Origin of the sequence: Actinoallomurus iriomotensis (assembly GCF_030269445.1) — a bacterium.
Lineage (GTDB): Bacteria > Actinomycetota > Actinomycetes > Streptosporangiales > Streptosporangiaceae > Actinoallomurus > Actinoallomurus iriomotensis.
Map to the genome: position 1 here is coordinate 878498 of NZ_BSTJ01000003.1, position 15873 is coordinate 894370.

At 71.3% G+C, this 15873-nt stretch carries 19 protein-coding genes; 9 read left to right on the forward strand and 10 right to left on the reverse strand.

Going from position 1 to position 15873, the window contains the following annotated elements; translation table 11 throughout:
• Positions 1-35: 35 nt before the first annotated feature.
• A complete protein-coding gene (locus tag QSK37_RS17090; protein ID WP_285621814.1) occupies positions 36-1217 on the reverse strand; it encodes a zinc-dependent alcohol dehydrogenase in 1182 nt (393 codons plus the stop codon).
• A 174-nt stretch (positions 1218-1391) separates the two neighbouring features.
• On the opposite strand from QSK37_RS17090, the gene QSK37_RS17095 reads away from it, so the two are divergent.
• Entirely contained in the window at positions 1392-2063 is a 672-nt protein-coding gene (locus QSK37_RS17095) for a hypothetical protein (RefSeq protein ID WP_285567339.1), read from the forward strand.
• A gap of 239 nt (positions 2064-2302) precedes the next feature.
• Here QSK37_RS17095 and QSK37_RS17100 read toward each other — a convergent pair whose 3' ends face one another.
• Positions 2303-2473: a DUF5670 family protein gene (locus tag QSK37_RS17100; protein ID WP_285567338.1), complete on the reverse strand. Its 171-nt coding sequence runs from the start codon at positions 2471-2473 to the stop codon at positions 2303-2305.
• 177 nt (positions 2474-2650) lie between these two features.
• Between QSK37_RS17100 and QSK37_RS17105 the strand changes: the two genes are divergently transcribed.
• Both QSK37_RS17105 and QSK37_RS17110 read left to right on the forward strand, forming a co-directional pair.
• Positions 2651-3364 carry a hypothetical protein gene (locus QSK37_RS17105; RefSeq protein ID WP_285567335.1) on the forward strand — a complete coding sequence of 238 codons (714 nt, stop codon included), beginning with the start codon at positions 2651-2653 and terminating at the stop codon, positions 3362-3364.
• 45 nt (positions 3365-3409) lie between these two features.
• Positions 3410-4447: an NAD-dependent epimerase/dehydratase family protein gene (locus QSK37_RS17110; RefSeq protein ID WP_285621818.1), complete on the forward strand. Its 1038-nt coding sequence runs from the start codon at positions 3410-3412 to the stop codon at positions 4445-4447.
• 115 nt (positions 4448-4562) lie between these two features.
• On the opposite strand, the gene QSK37_RS17115 is transcribed toward QSK37_RS17110, so the two are convergent.
• Together QSK37_RS17115 and QSK37_RS17120 are read right to left on the reverse strand one after the other, a co-directional pair.
• Complete coding sequence (locus QSK37_RS17115; protein ID WP_285621820.1) at positions 4563-5336, reverse strand: SigB/SigF/SigG family RNA polymerase sigma factor; 774 nt, start codon at positions 5334-5336, stop codon at positions 4563-4565.
• 461 nt (positions 5337-5797) lie between these two features.
• Positions 5798-6661 carry an NAD(+)/NADH kinase gene (locus QSK37_RS17120; RefSeq protein WP_285621822.1) on the reverse strand — a complete coding sequence of 288 codons (864 nt, stop codon included), beginning with the start codon at positions 6659-6661 and terminating at the stop codon, positions 5798-5800.
• Between the two features lie 266 nt (positions 6662-6927).
• Here QSK37_RS17120 and QSK37_RS17125 point away from each other — a divergent pair, with 266 nt between their 5' ends.
• A complete protein-coding gene (locus QSK37_RS17125) occupies positions 6928-7977 on the forward strand; it encodes a TetR/AcrR family transcriptional regulator (RefSeq protein WP_285622032.1) in 1050 nt (349 codons plus the stop codon).
• Positions 7978-8327: 350 nt separating this feature from the next.
• A complete protein-coding gene (locus tag QSK37_RS17130) occupies positions 8328-8735 on the forward strand; it encodes a DUF2795 domain-containing protein (protein WP_285621824.1) in 408 nt (135 codons plus the stop codon).
• 59 nt (positions 8736-8794) lie between these two features.
• Here QSK37_RS17130 and QSK37_RS17135 read toward each other — a convergent pair whose 3' ends face one another.
• The 6 genes from QSK37_RS17135 to QSK37_RS17160 form a co-directional block, all read right to left on the reverse strand.
• Positions 8795-9991: a S53 family peptidase gene (locus tag QSK37_RS17135; protein WP_285621825.1), complete on the reverse strand. Its 1197-nt coding sequence runs from the start codon at positions 9989-9991 to the stop codon at positions 8795-8797.
• Between the two features lie 399 nt (positions 9992-10390).
• A complete protein-coding gene (locus QSK37_RS17140) occupies positions 10391-10771 on the reverse strand; it encodes a DUF5709 domain-containing protein (RefSeq protein ID WP_285567323.1) in 381 nt (126 codons plus the stop codon).
• An 11-nt stretch (positions 10772-10782) separates the two neighbouring features.
• Positions 10783-11748, reverse strand: coding sequence for an LLM class F420-dependent oxidoreductase (locus QSK37_RS17145; protein WP_285621828.1), 966 nt, complete (start codon positions 11746-11748; stop codon positions 10783-10785).
• Positions 11749-11830: 82 nt separating this feature from the next.
• Positions 11831-12112 carry a WhiB family transcriptional regulator gene (locus QSK37_RS17150; protein WP_285621831.1) on the reverse strand — a complete coding sequence of 94 codons (282 nt, stop codon included), beginning with the start codon at positions 12110-12112 and terminating at the stop codon, positions 11831-11833.
• 58 nt (positions 12113-12170) lie between these two features.
• Positions 12171-12860 carry a diguanylate cyclase gene (locus QSK37_RS17155; RefSeq protein WP_285621833.1) on the reverse strand — a complete coding sequence of 230 codons (690 nt, stop codon included), beginning with the start codon at positions 12858-12860 and terminating at the stop codon, positions 12171-12173.
• 69 nt (positions 12861-12929) lie between these two features.
• On the reverse strand, positions 12930-13391 hold the full coding sequence (locus QSK37_RS17160) for an SRPBCC family protein (protein WP_285621835.1): 462 nt from the start codon (positions 13389-13391) through the stop codon (positions 12930-12932).
• Positions 13392-13567: 176 nt separating this feature from the next.
• Here QSK37_RS17160 and QSK37_RS17165 point away from each other — a divergent pair, with 176 nt between their 5' ends.
• The 4 genes from QSK37_RS17165 to QSK37_RS17180 all read left to right on the forward strand — a co-directional run bounded on the left by QSK37_RS17165 (position 13568) and on the right by QSK37_RS17180 (position 15552).
• Positions 13568-13810, forward strand: coding sequence for a hypothetical protein (locus QSK37_RS17165; protein ID WP_285567314.1), 243 nt, complete (start codon positions 13568-13570; stop codon positions 13808-13810).
• Between the two features lie 134 nt (positions 13811-13944).
• Positions 13945-14271 carry a hypothetical protein gene (locus QSK37_RS17170; RefSeq protein WP_285621839.1) on the forward strand — a complete coding sequence of 109 codons (327 nt, stop codon included), beginning with the start codon at positions 13945-13947 and terminating at the stop codon, positions 14269-14271.
• Positions 14271-14759 carry a hypothetical protein gene (locus QSK37_RS17175; RefSeq protein ID WP_285621841.1) on the forward strand — a complete coding sequence of 163 codons (489 nt, stop codon included), beginning with the start codon at positions 14271-14273 and terminating at the stop codon, positions 14757-14759. The genes QSK37_RS17170 and QSK37_RS17175 overlap by 1 nt, the downstream gene beginning before the upstream one ends.
• 1 nt (position 14760) lies before the next feature.
• Positions 14761-15552 (forward strand): Fpg/Nei family DNA glycosylase, encoded by a 792-nt coding sequence (locus QSK37_RS17180; protein ID WP_285621843.1) that lies wholly within the window; start codon positions 14761-14763, stop codon positions 15550-15552.
• Positions 15553-15873: the final 321 nt, after the last annotated feature.

Sequence of the window (15873 nt, forward strand, 5' to 3'; positions counted from 1 at the left end):
GTTAGACGCAGGCGAGGGGGCCGTTACCTGGCCGGTCAGGGCGTCAGCAGCACCTTGATGGCGCCGTCCTTCTTCTTCTGGAAGATCTCGTAGCCGTGCGGCGCCTCATCGAGCGGCAGGCGGTGCGTGGCCAGGTCCTCCACGCCGAGCGGGTCGCCGTCGCCGGTGACCAGCGGCAGCAGGTCGTCGATCCAGCGTTTGACGTGCGCCTGGCCCATCCGCACCTGGATGCCCTTGTCGAACATCCGCAGCATCGGCAGCGGGTCGGCCGTGCCGCCGTACACACCGCTGATCGACAGTGTCCCGCCCCGTCGTACCGTCTCGATGGCCTGGTAGAGCGCGGCGAGCCGGTCGACGCCCGCCTTCTTCATGAACGTCGCGGCCGCGGCGTCGGGCAGCAGGCCGGTGAGGCTCTGGGCGATCTTCGCGCCCGGCGAGCCGTGCGCCTCCATGCCGACGGCATCGATCACCGAGTCGGTGCCTCGCCCGTCGGTCAGGTCGCGTACGGCGGCCGGCACGTCGTCGCAGTCCTGGGCGTTCAGCACCTCGATGTCGTAGCGGCGGGCCATCTCCAGCCGCTCCGGCACGCCGTCCACCCCGATGACCCGGTACCCCAGGTGGCGGGCGATGCGGACGCACATCTGCCCGATCGGCCCCAGCCCGAACACGGTCACGCTGCCGCCCTCGGGGACGTCCGCGAACGCGACCGCCTGCCACGCCGTCGGCAGCACGTCGGACAGGTAGACGAACCGCTCGTCGGGCGGCCCCTCCGGCACCTTGATCGGCCCGAAGTGGGCCTGCGGCACCCGGAGGTACTCCGCCTGCCCGCCGGGCACCTGCCCGTACAGCTTGGTGTAGCCGAACAGGCTCGCGCCCATGCCCTGCTCGCGGACCTGGGTCGTCTCGCACTGCGCGTACAGCTTCTGGTCGCACATGTAGCAGTGACCGCACGAGATGTTGAACGGGATCACCACCCGGTCACCGGGTCTGATGTGGGTGACCTCCGCGCCCACCTCCTCGACCACGCCCATCGGTTCGTGCCCGAGGATGTCGCCCTCGTCGATGAACGGCCCGAGCACCTCGTACAGATGCAGGTCGGAACCGCAGATCGCGGTCGTCGTCACCCGGATGATCGCGTCCGTCGGCGTCTCGATGGCCGGGTCGGGCACCTCGTCCACGCGTACGTCGCGCCGGCCGTGCCATGCCAGTGCCTTCATCGCCGTTCCTCACCCCTTCCGCGGTAGTGGTCCTGGCCCTGTGCGCTACCCCGGCATCCGGCGAACCAACAGTTCGGGCCAGGGAAGTGTCAAGGAGGCGCCAAGGTGAGGCCGATCCGGAGCCGCCCGGTGTTGGCTGGTAGCCGGGACACGCCGGGCCGCACTGGGGGGAGCATGCCGGGCCAGCACGGACTCGACCTGAGCATCACGCAACTCATCGCCGGCGCCGCCGCCACGATCACCGCGACGGTGGCGTCGTCGTACTTCGGGGTCGGCGGCACTCTCATCGGGGCCGGGGCGGTCAGCGTGCTGTCCACCGCCGGTGCCACCGTCTACCAGCACTTCCTCGACCGCGGCAAGGAACGGATCGCGGCGAAGATCCCGGTACGCGCCGGCGGCGGGACGGGCGACGGACCGCCGCCCGTAGCCACGACGCAGGGACGGCCGTGGCCGAAGTGGTACGTCGTGCTCGGCGCGGCGGGGGTGGTCTTCCTCGCCGTGATGGGGCTCGTCACGGCGTTCGAGCTGTTCACCGGCAGGCCGCTGTCCAACACCGTGCGCGGCCAGGCCGGGCGGGGCACCTCGGTGCACCCGGTCGTGGCGCCCGTACGGCCCCCGCGGACGCCGCCGGTCTCCCGCCGGGCCACGGCGGAGGCCACCGCGACGTCCTCGGTGGCCCCGCTGCCGGGGACGACGGCCCGGACCACGCCGACGCCCTCCCCGAGCCGCACACTCCGGCCGATGCCCGGCGAGCGCTCCGCCGAGGCCACCGCCGGTCCGCCGGCCGTCCACTCGGCCGCACCGCCGGCGACCCCGGATGACGACGGATCCCTGCAGACCCCCTGACGGAACAGAAGTACAACAGGCGTCCAGCGAGTCAGGCCCGGCGAGGAAATACGTCAACGCTTGTAGTGACTCAGCATGACCCATGAAGTCATTGGCTCGGTCAGCGGGTACCGGATCGGCCGGTCCTGGCTCTCAATGACATTCCGTCGGCCGACGATCACTAATCGCGTCGGCCGACGGGAAAGAGGCCCGCCACGGGATGTGACGGGCCTCTGCTCTGTTACGTGCCTACACGGTGGTCACCAGCGATACCACCGGCCACGGGAGCCCGACGAGCCGGCGCTGCGGAACACGAACCCGAGCACCCAGAGGATCAGGACGATGACGGCGATCCACCAGAGAGCCTTGAGGGCGAAGCCCGCCCCGAAGAGGATCAGGGCCAGCAGAAGAACCAGAATCAAAGGAACCATTTCTCATTACCTCCCGGCCAACCCGCTACCCGCGCTCGACGGGTTCATGCAACGCGCTCAGATCATTTCCGCGCGTTTCCGCTCCGGCCGGAGTCGATCACGAGGGAAACGTTTGTGACCGGCATCCGGGGTAGCGGGGCGAGGATGAGAAGACAGGGGGAAGGGCGTCAGGGTCTTATGGACGACGACCTCAGCTACAGCATGGAAGCCCGGGTACGGGTCGCGCTCTCGGCCAGCGCGGCGCAGGTCAGTACCACCGCGGCCTCACTCGTACCCACTCACGACGAATACGGCTGCCCGCGCGGTGAGCTGGCCGAACTCGCCGGGCGCCTGGTCGGTACGGCCACCGAGGCGCTGACGTACGCCGTCGCGTGCGAACGCCGGCGGGGCACGAGCTGGGAGCGGATCGCCGAGGTCCTGGAAGAGGACGTGGCGGCGGTCCGGCGGCGGTTCGAGAAGCCGGTGGCGCGGCTCGACCGGGACCTGGTGGAGGCCTGGCTCGACCCGGATCAGGCGAGGCACCTGCCCGAGGGCGCCGACGACCCGGCCGCGAACGCGGCACGTCTCGACGAGTGGCTGACCGGCGACTCCCGGCTCGACGACGCGTTCCAGCACCATCCCGACTCGGAGGTCCGCGAACACCCGGTCAGCTCCGGGCTGCCCGTCATGTCCCTGAGCGAGCACTACGAGCTTCTCGCCTCCGCCGCCCGCGTGATCGACGAGGACCGCCACGACCGCGAGGCGATGATCAGCCTGCATCGGCGGCGGATCGCCCTGCTCGAATGGCTGCTGGCCGAAGAGCTCGTCGACCCGGAGATCGCCGAGGACGTCGACGAGGACACCCTGCGCACCCTCCTGCGCGCCGCGCGCCGCCGCCTCGCCCGCCTGTAGCCCCTGCCCACTCATGGCGGGGGCGATCCGGGGTAGCGCTCCTGTATGAGAATCGTCATTCTGGGCGCCACGGGCAATGTGGGGTCGAGCACGGCGCAGGCGCTGGCGGCCGACCCGGCCGTCACGTCCTTGATGTGCCTCGCCCGGCGCACCCCGGACCTCGAGCTGCCGAAGGCCGAGTGGGCGTCCGCGGACGTCACCACGACCGACCTGGTCCCGCTCTTCCGCGGCGCCGACGCCGTCATCCACCTCGCCTGGGCCTTCCAGCCCACCCACGACCCGGCGGCGACCTGGCGCGTCAACGTGCTCGGCAGCCGGCGGGTCTTCGACGCGGTGGCCGCGGCGGGCGTGCCCTCGCTGGTGTACGCGTCCTCGGTCGGCGCGTACTCTCCCGGCCCCAAGGACCGGGCCGTCGACGAGTCGTGGGCGACCGACGGCTGGCCGGGCGCCTCCTACACACGGGAGAAGGCGTACGTGGAGCGGGTCCTCGACGCCTTCGAGACCGAGCATCCGAACGTCCGGGTCGTACGTCTCCGCCCCGGGTTCATCTTCAAGCGGGAGTCGGCGCAGGAGCAGCGCCGTATCTTCGCGGGGCCCCTGCTGCCCAATGTCGACGCCCGCGCCCTGCCGATCGTGCCGGACGTTCCCGGGCTGCGGTTCCAGGTGGTGACCACCCCGGACGTCGCCGAGGCGTACCGGCTGGCGGCACTCGGCGACGCCCGCGGCGCGTTCAACATCGCGGCCGATCCGGTGATCGGCACTCCCGAGCTCGCCGAGCTGCTGGACGCGCGGCCCGTACGCGTCCCGGCCCGCCTCGTACGCGCCGCGGTCGCGGCCGGCTGGTGGCTGAACCTGGTGCCGGCCTCACCGGGCCTGTTCGACGCACTGCTGCGCCTGCCGATCATGGACTGCTCCCGCGCGCGGGAGGAGCTCGGCTGGACGCCGCGCGGCAGTGCGCTCGACGCGCTGGAGGAGTTCGTCACCGGGCTGCGCGAGGGTGCCGGCACCCCAACGCCGCCGCTGGCCGCCCGGACCGGCAGCCGGGTACGCGAGCTCCTCACGAGCCGCCGGCAGCTCCCCTGAACGCGCCTGGAGGCGGTCGCCGCGGCGACCGCCCCCAGGCTGACCGGCGCGCTGGTGGTCTCAACGCGCCGGCTGGTTCTCGTCGCTACCCGCCCCGGGCCCGTCGATTCACTTTTCAGGAATCCTTGAGCAACTCGGTCTGAAGCTGGGTGAGCGTGCGGGATATGAGCCGCGACACGTGCATCTGCGACAGGCCCATCAAGTCCGCGATCTCGGTCTGGGTCTTGTTGCCGTAGAAGCGGTACAAGATGATCATCCGCTCGCGCTCGGGCAGGTTGTCGAGCAGCGGACGTAGCGCGATGTGGTCCACGGCGTCCTCGATCGCCGGGTCCTGCGCGCCGATCAGCTCGCCGAAGGTGTCGGCGTCCTCCTCGTCGCCCACCGGTGTGTCGAGTGACATGGGCCGGTAGGCGTCGAAGGCACCGATCACCTCGATGGCCTCCTCCTCGCTGATGTCGAGGATCTCGGCGATCTCCGTCACCGTGGGTGCGCGGTTGTGCTCGCGGAAGAAGTCGCGCCGGGCCTCACGCATCGCCAGCCGCAGTTCCTGCAGCCGGCGGGGCATGCGCAACAGCCAGGTACGGTCACGGAAGTGCCGTTTGACCTCACCGGTCATCGTCGGCCCCGCATAGGCGAGGAACCGCTCGCCGCGCTCGGTGTCGTACCGGTTGATGGCCTTGACCAGGCCGAGCATCGCGGCCTGCTGAACGTCCTCGATGGGTTCGTCGTACTGGGCGTAACGCCGGGCGATGCCGCGGACGATGGGCATGTGCATGCGCACCAGCTCCGCGCGGATGTCCTCGGTCCGGGGGTCCTCCTTCGACAGGGTGCCGAGCTCGCCCAGCAGGGCCTCGGCATGGCCGTCGTCATAGTCGATCTGGGTCGTCATGCGATCTCCCAGGAAGAGTTGCGGGAATAGCGGCTGCCCGCCATGAATTGGAGGTGTCTCCGCTATGTCTCTTCGCTGGGTCGCCGGGCCGAGTCTGTGATCACCGGTCGCATGTGCAGCCGTCACCTCACGTTGGTTTGTTACGTGAGGGCCGCGCTTTTGGACCCGTCGTCCGGCATCCGGCCGGAGCGGTACTTCCACCGTCTACCCCGAGGCGCGGCAAGTCAACCGGAGGAGTTTCGACCGTGTCATGAGTCTCGTCCGGCCGCGTCGGCGGCTCGGCTGGCGCGGTGACCACGAACGTTCGCCGGGCCGGCGCTCATGACGGCGACACAGGACAGCTCCCTTGGCCGGCGGTGGCCCGCCTCGCCCACCCCCTGCGGCGGCGACGAGTCGCTCGCCTCACGGCGAGGATCCACCCACGTCGTCCCGCAAGCCGGGAAACGTTAGTGGACACCGCACTAGTCGACCTCGGCGCTGCCGCTGACGCGGAGTTTGCGGCGGGCGCGTTCGTAGAAGGTCGTGCCACCCAGGCGTACGACCTGGGCCGCCGCGGGCAGAGCGGTCACGGCCAGCCGGTCGCCGGCCGCCATCTGGGCGACGACCGCACCGTCCACCTCCACGGCGAGATCGCCGGAGATCGGCAGGAGGTCCAGCGCGACGGCCTCGTCGGCCGACAGCATGATCGCCCGGTTGAACGCCGAGTGCGCCGCCGCCGGGATCACCAGGAAGCCCTCCACCGTCGGGGAGACGATCGGGCCACCGGCAGAGAAGCTGTAGGCGGTCGAACCGGTGGAGGTGGCCACGATGACCGCGTCCGCGGCGTACCGGACGAACGGCTCGCCGTCCACCGACACCGACAGCGCCGCGAGCCCGTCGCCCGGGATCCGTACCAGGGCGATGTCGTTGAACGCGGTCACGACGCGCCCGCCGGGCAGTTCGGCGCACACCGCCATGCGTGGCTCGACCTGGTAGCGGTGGTCGTCGATCGCTGTCAGCGCGCCGGCCAGCCCGTCGACGTCGATCTCCGCGAGGAACCCCAGTTTGCCCAGGTTCACGCCGAGCACCGGCGTGGACGGCCCCGCGGCCAGCCGCATGGTGCGCAGCATCGTCCCGTCACCACCCAGGCTGACGAGCAGATCGGCCCGCTCGATCATCTCCTCGGGCGGTACCGCCACCGCACTGCAGTCGATCCGGCCGATCTCCTCGGGCAGCCCGAGCACCGTCCCGCCCCGGCTCGAGGCCCACTTGAGGATCGCGTCGATGGCGACCTTCGAGTCGCGCTTCGGGTGCAACACCAACCCGAGCGTGTTCACCATGCCCATGCCGCAAACTGTACGAGCCACCGGACGCCCTCGGTACGGCGAGGCGGGCGCCGCGGGCGCCTTTGTCCACAGCCGCCATGGCGGGCTTCCCTCCGCGGATTCGAGCACTGGACAATAAGGGTGGGGTGGAGGCCCCCGGGCGGGAGGGCTCCAGGCGGGAGGGCTCCAGGCGGGAGGGCTTCGCCGACCTGGGCCGGGGGTTCGGATGGCTTCGTAATATGGTCGCACCATCTGGCGGTACGGCGACCGCCGAGCGGGAGGGACACGTGGCGCGGCTCACCAGGGTGGAGACTCAGGAGCGCAACCGCGCCAAGGTGCTGGCCGCCGCGCGGGAGGAGTTCGCCGAACGGGGCTACCGCGACGCCAAGGTCGACCGGATCGCCGAACGCGCCGAGCTCACCCGTGGCGCGGTCTACTCCAACTTTCCCGGCAAGCGGGCCCTCTACTTCGCCGTGCTGGCCGACGAGGCCGAGCGCGCGCCCCGGCCGGAGCAGCACGGCCGTACTCCGTCGGAGGCGCTCGGCGCGTTCGCCCGCGCCTGGCTCGCCCGGCTGCCGCTCGCCGGTGGCGAACCCGGCCGGCTCGGTCTCGAACTCCTGCCCGAGGTGATCACCGATGATCGGACCCGGCAGGCGTTCGCGCAGCTCACCCGCCTCGACGCGCTGCTGCTCGGCCTGGCGCTCGAAGGGGTGGACGGCAGGCGGCTCCGCATGGTCCGGGCCGCGGAGACGGCGCTGACCACACTGCACGGGGCCAGCCGCCTCGCCGCGGCGGCGCCCGGCTTCGTGGAGCCCTTCACCGTCGTCAGCGCCTGCGAGCGGCTGACCGACCTCGACCTCGGTGACGGCTGGCCGCCGGCGCATCTGCCGTACGTCCCCGACGCCCGCGCCGTCGACGAACCGTGGCCCGCTCCACCGGTGGTGGACGCCGTACGCGGCGAGGCCACCCGGCTCGACGGTGACGGCGTGGTGGCGATCCTCGGCCTCCACCGGCTGGAGGCCGCCGAGGAGGCCGTACGCGCCCTGCCTCCGGGTGAGACGGTCACCGTCGTCCTGGTCAGTGGCGATCCGGGCGAGTTCGCGCCGCTCGCCCGGCTCACCGTCGCCGACCTGTGCGGCTGTCTCCGTCAGGCGTTCCCGTCCGCGCCGGCGCTCCGGGTGGTGCACGACCCGGCGGGTACGGTCGCGGCCGCGGCCGGTGTCCCAGCGGTCAGCGACGTCACCGAGACCGCGATCCGCGTCCACGCAGGCCGCGTCGTCGCCCGAGCCGACGCCCACGGCGCCTGCCACGCGGCCGCCTCGGCCCAGGCACACTGACCTCCACCGACACCTCGACCCGGGCGCCGGCTCCGGACGAATCCACGATCCGCCGTCCTGTTTGGCGCTCCTCGAACGGGTAGGGCGAGCCCTCGGCACGAAACGCGATCCCGGTACGAGGGAGGACGACGTGAAGGGTCTGGTCTCCAACGATCCGCGGGACGTCAGCGTCGATGAGGTCCCGGACGCGGCCGTCGAACGGCCGACCGACGCGTCAGTCACGAGCTGCCCCTGGCCGAGGCACCGGACGCGTACCGGCACTTCGACGCACGCGACGACGCCTGGACCAAGGTCGTCGTCAAGCCGTGAGCACGGCACGGGTATGGCTGCGTTGTACGGAAGGAGAAGTCATGGGCGACAAGAGCGATAAGCACGGTGCACGGCTCGACGACCAGCTCCGGCACGAGACCGAGGGCCTCGTGCGCGGCGGCGGTCCGACGCATGCCGAGCGAGGCAACGATCCCGAACCGGTGGAGACGGACGCGGGCCGGGATCCGACGGCGGCGAGTTCGTCGCGCACCGTGGGCGCCCCGCCGGGCATGTCCCCGGAGGACGTGGCGGCCCGGAGCGAGTTCGCCAAGGTCCTGGCCGGAGCGCGGTACCCGGCGACGCCGGACCAGCTGTCCGCCCACGTGGCGGACGAGGGCGCGCCGGACGTCGCGGTGAGGGCCCTCGGCGACCTGCCGAAGCGGCAGTACGACGGTCTCCCGGAAGTGATGGACGCGCTCGGGTACGGGCACGAGACCGAGAGGTTCTGAGAGACGAAACGGGACGGGCCCGCCGCTGTCGCGGCGGGCCCGTCCGTCGGGAGTGGGGGTCAGAAGGCTCCGGTGCCGTTCGGCGTGCCGAGGCCGGTCGGGCCGTCCCAGCCGGTGCCCGCGTGGCACCACTTGGTGGTGGAGCAGCTGCCGTTGCTGCCCGAGGTCACGTCGAACAGCGACGAGGAGTGGGTGTACGGGTAGTTGTTGTCGATGCTCGCCGCGTTGGCGGCCAGGCCGTACACGCCCGCGATGACCGGTGCGGCGACGCTGGTGCCGCCGAAGACCATCCAGCCACTCTGGCCCTGGTAGGCGGTGCTGTCGTAGACGGCGACGCCGGTGGCCGGGTCGGCCACCGCGGAGACGTCAGCGACGGCGCGGCGGGAGCAGCCGGTGAGGCCGGACTGGCCGCTCAGCGCGGTGTTGTAGCTGGAGCAGCCGCTGCCCGCGCCGCTCCAGGCGGTCTCGGTCCAGCCGCGGCTGTTGCTCGCGGACCTGAGCGAGGTGCCGCCGACGGCGGTCACGTAGTGGGAGGACGCCGGGTACTCCACGCCGTAGCCGGAGTCACCGGAGCTGACCGTGATGGCCTTGCCCGGGTGGTTGTAGTACGAGCCGTAGCTGGAGTCGGAGGCGTCGGAGCCGCCGTAGCTGTTGCTGATGACGTTGGCGAGCCGCGCCGCGGTGTTCTCCGCGGTGCCCAGGTTGGCGAAGGACGCGGAGGTCGCCTCGACCAGGACGATCTTGCAGTTCGGGCAGACCGCGGAGACCATGTCGAGGTCCAGGGAGATCTCCTGCGCCCAGCCGCCGTCGGTGGCCGGGTAGGACGACGTGCCGCCGGTCTGGTTGACCTTCTTGAAGCAGCCGTTCGCGGTCGTGCAGGCCGGCAGCCCGTACTGGCTGCGGTAGACGCCGAGGTCGGCCTCTGCGGTCGGCGCGTTGTAGGCGTCGACGATCGCGACCGTCTGGCCGGAACCGGCGCTGGAGGACGGCAGCTTGTAGGCGCTCTGCAGGTTGGCGGGCGAGAGGCCCGAGGGCGCGGCGAGCGCGGCGCGGAGGGCCGTCTCGCTCGTGGCCACGTCGTTGCGTACCAGGGCGTCGCAGTTCGCGACGCCGGCCCGCGCCGTCGCGCATGAGTGGTGGAAGGAGTGGGAGACGGGCGGCGCCGCCTGGGGCGTGGCGTTGGCCGCCGAGGACAGGAAGGGGACCAGGGCGAGAACCAGTCCGCCCAGGATGGTCCCGGTCACGCGTCGTCGCATGGGCTCTCCTCAGAGCTGGCGGGGGGAACGACGTGCGAATCCTGACATATAAGTCATCGCGACATGAAGCACTGAATCAGCGGCGAAATTTCGGCATGATCAACACTTCTGTCAGAAGGCAGTCGAGGCCGCCGACCATGGCGGATGAGTGAGGAGAGTCAAGAATCGGTAAAGTCGCCTGATGCGCGGCGGTGCCCGCCTCGGCTCGTCAGCGCGGCGTGGCAGGCGAAAGTCAGCCGTTGACGTCGCATGTCAAGGGAAATCAACGATCTTGTCGGACCACTGTCGGCCAGAGGCGGCGGACCGTGGGGCGGGTCCGCGCAGAAAACGAACCAGTCAGGAACAGGCCGAGGCCGCCCCCGCTCCGTGGGCGGCGGGGACGGCCCGGCGGTCGTCCGGTCAGCCTTCGCGCTCCACCCGCATCGCGGCCTCCTCCGCGGTGAAGCCACCCGAGTCCGGGCCGACGTCCTCGGCGATCTCCTCGCTCTCGGTGTCGTCTCGGACGCCTTCGTCCTGCTGCACCAGCCGGCCGGCGCCGCGCGGGGTCTCCGTGGCGCCGCCGGCTCCGACGTCGGGCTCCTCGCGGCTCAGCCGGCCGTCCAGCGACTCGCCCTCACGCTCTTCCTCGGCGGTCGTGCCGAAGTCCTCCAACGCCACGGGTTCGTCGCCGGGTACCGGCGCCTGCTGGGGATCCTCGGCCCACTGCTGCTGGGGATAACCGTCCTGCAGGTCCGGGATCCCCTCGTCCTCCAGCTCCGAACGCGGGTCACGGTTCGTCATATCGGGCCTCCTCAAAGGGATCGCAGGGCCGGGAGGAGCTCGCGCTCCGCCCAGCCGATGAACTCGTCCTGATGGTCGGCGCCGATCTGGACGAGGGCGATCTCGTCGAAACCGGCGTCGACGAACGGCTTGATCTTCCGGACGTGCTCGTCGACGTCCGGGCCGCACGGCAGCTGCTCGGCGACCTGTTCGGGCGTGACGAACTCCGTCGCGGCCTCGAAGGCCGGCGGGCCGACCAGGTCCGCGTTGACCTTCCAGCCGAGCCCGAACCACCGGAACTGCTCATGGGCGCGCTTCATCGCGGCGTCGCGGTCGGTGTCGTAGGCGACCGCGATCTGCCCGATGCGCGGCTTGCCGGCGCCGCCGGCCTCGTCGAACATCTCGCCGAGCTCCCGCTTGGGCTCCGTCGCGATCATGAGGTCGGCCTTCTCCCCGGCGAGGTGGCACGAGCTCTTGCCGGACACCGCGATACCGATCGGCACCCGGGTCTCCGGCAGGTCCCAGAGCCTGGCCTGCTCGACGTCGTAGTACTCGCCCCGGTAGCTCACCTCGTCGCCGTCGAACAGCTTGGAGATCACCTCGACCGCCTCGGTGAGCATCTCGTGGCGTACGCCGGCCAGGGGCCAGCCCTGCCCGACGACGTGCTCGTTGAGGTTCTCCCCCGCGCCGAGCCCGAGCCGGAACCGCCCGCCGGACAGGATCTGCACGGTCGCCGCCTTCTGGGCCACCACGGCCGGGTGGTAGCGGACGATCGGGCAGGTCACGAAGGTCATCAGCGGGATTCGCTCGGTGGCCTGGGCGGCCGCGCCCAGGATGGACCACGCGTATCCGGAGTGGCCCTGGGACCGCAGCCAGGGCTGATAGTGGTCACTGATCACCGAGAAGTCGAAACCGGCGCGCTCGGCCGCCTGGACGTCGCGTACCAGCTGGTCCGGGGGTGCCTGCTCGCACATCATCGTGTATCCGAAAGCCGTCATCTCGGTGTTCCTCTCCCTCCTCCGTACGGGCGCCCGCCGGTACGGCGAGCCCTACCCGGGCACGCCTCACGCATTCGAGGCGTCAGGGCCGGGTCCGTACCTTCAGGCGGCGGCGCCGGCGGGCCCTGAGCAGAGACTGCCGCTGCTGCTCGGTGCGCCCGCCCCAGATGCCGTCCTTGATGCGGTTGGTCAGGGCGTAGCGGAGGCACTCGGCCTGGACCTGGCATCCGTCGCAGATGGCGCGGGCCCGGTCGGCGCTCGCCTCGCTCGAGCTGATCGGGAAGAAGAGTTCCGGATCCTCGTCCTGGCAGGCTCCCTCGGTCATCCAGGGGGCCGGGGCCATGTCGATGAGCGTGGTGGTCATGATTTCCATCTCTCGGGGAAGTTTCGCGGGCGTACCCGCTCGAGCGGTGGTGCGCGGATCAGACCGGAGCCTGGTCGGGCTCGCGCAGGGCCTCAGTGGCCGGTTCGGACGGCGCGGGAAGCGCCCGGAGCGTCGGACGGGCGCGCAGGCACCGCCACATCTCCTCGGCGTACGGCAGCGCGCCGAAGAGCACCAGGGCGGCGATCAGCCCGGTCCGGGTGGAGCGGGACAGCGGATCGTGCCGTTTGAGCCGCAGCCGGAAGCGCGGCGCACGCCGGTCGCCGCCGACGAGGGCACGCGCCTGGTCCCAGTGCAGCGCGGTCAGGAACCCGGTCGCCATCAGCGGGACGACCTCGAGCAGGCTGTGGAGGTGCTGCTCGATCGGGGTGACCCTGCGGCGTTCCTCGGCGTAGGCCTGATCCCAGTAGGCGGTGGCGCCGTGCAGGCCGAGCGCCCCGGCCGAGGCCAGCAGCACTCCGGCGTTGACCTCGCAGAACAGTCCCAGCATCACGGGGACGCCGGTCTCGGTCATCATCAGCAGGTGGATGGCCGACTCACGGGGACCGGCGGTCGTCTCGATGTGGGTCTGCCGGTGGCGGTACCAGTCGGCCAGCCCCGCGCCGAGCCAGAGCGGCATGACTCCGCCGAGCAGCAGCCGGCGGGTGGCGGTCTCCACGCCCAGCGTCCGCCGTACGTCGCCGGGCCCGTGCGTCACCGCGGCGGCCAGCCGGCGCGGGGACGGCCTCATCGGTGCGTTCCCTTCGTTGAGGAAGGCAGACCGTCCCGCTGCGGGGACGGCCTCGCCTACCGGTGTGGATCAGGGCTCCGGGCGATCGACGTTCCCCCGCCAGGCGCCGGTCTCGCGGCCCCGGCTCTCGATGAACTCCTTGAACCGCTTGAGGTCGGACTTGGCCCGCCTCTTGAGCAGCCCCGCCTTGTCCGCGACGTTCTCCAGGAACCCCTCGGGGTCGACGTCCATCTGCGTGGTGACGCGCGTCGTGTTCGGGCCCGTACGGTGGAACGTGACGACGCCGGCGTGCTCCGGCCCCTCGGTGGAGTGCCAGGCCACCCGCTCGTCGGGGATCTGCTCGGTGATCTGCGCGTCGAACTCACGGGTCACCCCGGCCATCTTGACGCGCCAGTGCGTCATCGTGTCCGTGACCTGGTTGACCTCTTCGACGCCCTCCATGAACTCGGGGAACTCCGCGAACTGAGTCCACTGGTTGTAGACGGTATGGATCGGTACGTTGACGTCCACACTTTCGGTAACGGTACTCATCGTGTACCTCCACTCTTCGTGTTCGGGTACATGGCTCGCGCTACCCGGCCTCGTCTGGGGCAAACAGGGCGTCCCGAAATCCCTCCTAGATCGACGAAAGCGCCCGTGACCAGGCCTTTCACCACAGGCGCCGCCGCCGCTGAATCAACACGCGCGCGAGGGGGTAGGGCGGGCGCATGACCGAAAAAGAGGAGCTCGGCCACGAACCCGAAACGACCGACGACCGCCGGTTCGCCCCGGTGACGCGGGGGTCGGACGCCCGCGGCCGTACCGTCCCGCCGGACGAGGAGGGCATGTCCCGGCAGGAGGACGAGGCGGGTGGTACCGGGGTGCCGGGAGTGGATGTGGGCCATCCCGACGCACTGCCGCCCGACGAGGAGGGCGTACGCGAGGCGGAGGAGCACGACGACACCCGGTGAGCGGACGGTCGGCCGATGGTTGCCGTACGTGAATTTCTCGAAATCGGAATGATCGGCTTTTTCGCGGGTAGCGCGGATCCTCGGCCGGTCGACGGTGTCGCGACCGGCGTCTCCTCGGCGAAAAGGTGGTGGCCATGGTGGCTCGTCGGCAGGAAACCGAGTCGGTGGAGGACGTTCGCTCCCGGTTGCTGGCGCGGTTTCCGGAGGACGCCGCCGAGGTGAACCGGCAGTTCAACCTCGCGGTCGCGTGCGCCGACCACCTCGGTGTCCGGCTGACCCCGCCGATGCTGGAGAACCTCGTCGTCGAACGCCTCCAGGCCAAGGCCGCCGCCCGGCCGCCCCGCATCTCGCCGGCCGTGCCGCTCGTGTGCCGTCGCCCGCGGAGCGGTGACACCGAGTCCCGGCGCCCGGGTAGCACCTGGGGAGGGAAGCGAACAACGTCGTCCACGGGGGATTCCTGATGAAAGACCACCTGATCGCGGGGCTGCTGGCCGGGGCGGCCGGTACGACGGCGCTGAACGCCGTCACGTACGTCGACATGGCGGTGCGCGGGCGGGGCGCCAGCGGCATACCGGAGCAGCTGGCCGGCCGCGCCACGGACGCCGCCGGCCTGGACCTCGGCGACGAGGAGACCGCCGAGAACCGCCGGCAGGGGCTCGCGGGCCTGCTGGGCATCGCCACCGGCGTAGGGGTGAGCGCCGCGTACGGCCTGCTGGACGGTCTGGTCGGCGACCCCCGATCCTCGGTGGGCGAGGTCGCGGCGAGCGCGGTGGCCCTGGGAGTCGTGGCGGCCCTCGCCAGCGACACCCCCGCCGCCGCCGCGGGCCTGACCGATCCGCGCGACTGGCCGGCCTCGTCCTGGATCTCCGACGCGGTGCCGCACCTGGCCTACGGCGCGGTCGCCGCGATCACCTACGACCGCCTGATCCGGCGCCGGTACTCCTGTTGACGTGCCCGAACTGCCGGACGTCGAGGGCTTCCGCCGCGTCGTCGCCGACCACGGCACCGGCCGGCGGATCACCTCTGTGCGGGTGGACGACCCGCAGGTGCTGCGCGGCGTCGACCCGGAGAAACTGGCCGGAACGCTGATCGGACTCTCCCTCGGCGAGCCCGAACGCCACGGCAAGTGGCTGGCGGTACCCCTGTCCGGCGACCCGGTGCTGCTGCTCCACTTCGGCATGACCGGCGCGATGGTGTGGGACGACGGCACGTCACCGGCGCACGCCCACGACCGGGTGACCTTCGTCCTGCCCGACGGCGAACTCCGCTTCCGCGACATGCGCAAACTGCGCGGCATCTGGCTCGCCGCGGACCGACCGGACGCCGACCGCCTTCTCGCGCCACTCGGCCCGGACGCCCTGACGGTCGGCCGCGAGGAGTTCGCTTCGGCCGTGCGAACCCGCCGCCGGGTCAAGGCGACGCTGATGGACCAGTCGGCCCTCGCCGGCCTGGGCAACCTGCTGACGGACGAGATCTGCTGGCGAGCAGGCGTCCATCCCCGCCGGAGCGGCGACGACCTGAGCGAGGAGGAACTCGCCACACTCCACCGCGCGATGCGCCGCGTCCTGCGGGGAGCGATCCCGACGGGCCGCGTCCCCGGCCGCCGCACGTGGCTGACCGGCCGCCGGGAGGACCCGGACCCGACATGCCCCCGCTGCGGCACGCGGCTGTCACGCGGCCGCGTCGCCGGCCGCACCACCGTGTGGTGCCCCCACTGCCAGCCGGAGGCGGAGTCTCGCTGAGGGGCACCTCCGGACATGCCCCGCCCGCCTCCGGACACGCCCCGCCCGCCTCCGGACACGCCCCGCCCGCCTCGGGGGGCTCACCCCAATCTCAGTGTCCAGGGGGCGCGCCTGCTCGGACAAGGTGCGCGTCTCGGCTGTGGATGACTCCCGGCCGCTCCGGTCGAGATCCGCTCACGCGGGTTCTTCCGGAAGATCGTCGCTCTCCCGAATCATTCGCACCTTTGACGACGTTCCGCTTGCGGATGACTGCGGGGAGTAGCACCATCGAGAGTCCCCAAACCTCCGAGATCGATGCGGTCGAAAGAGGCGTATGTGAAG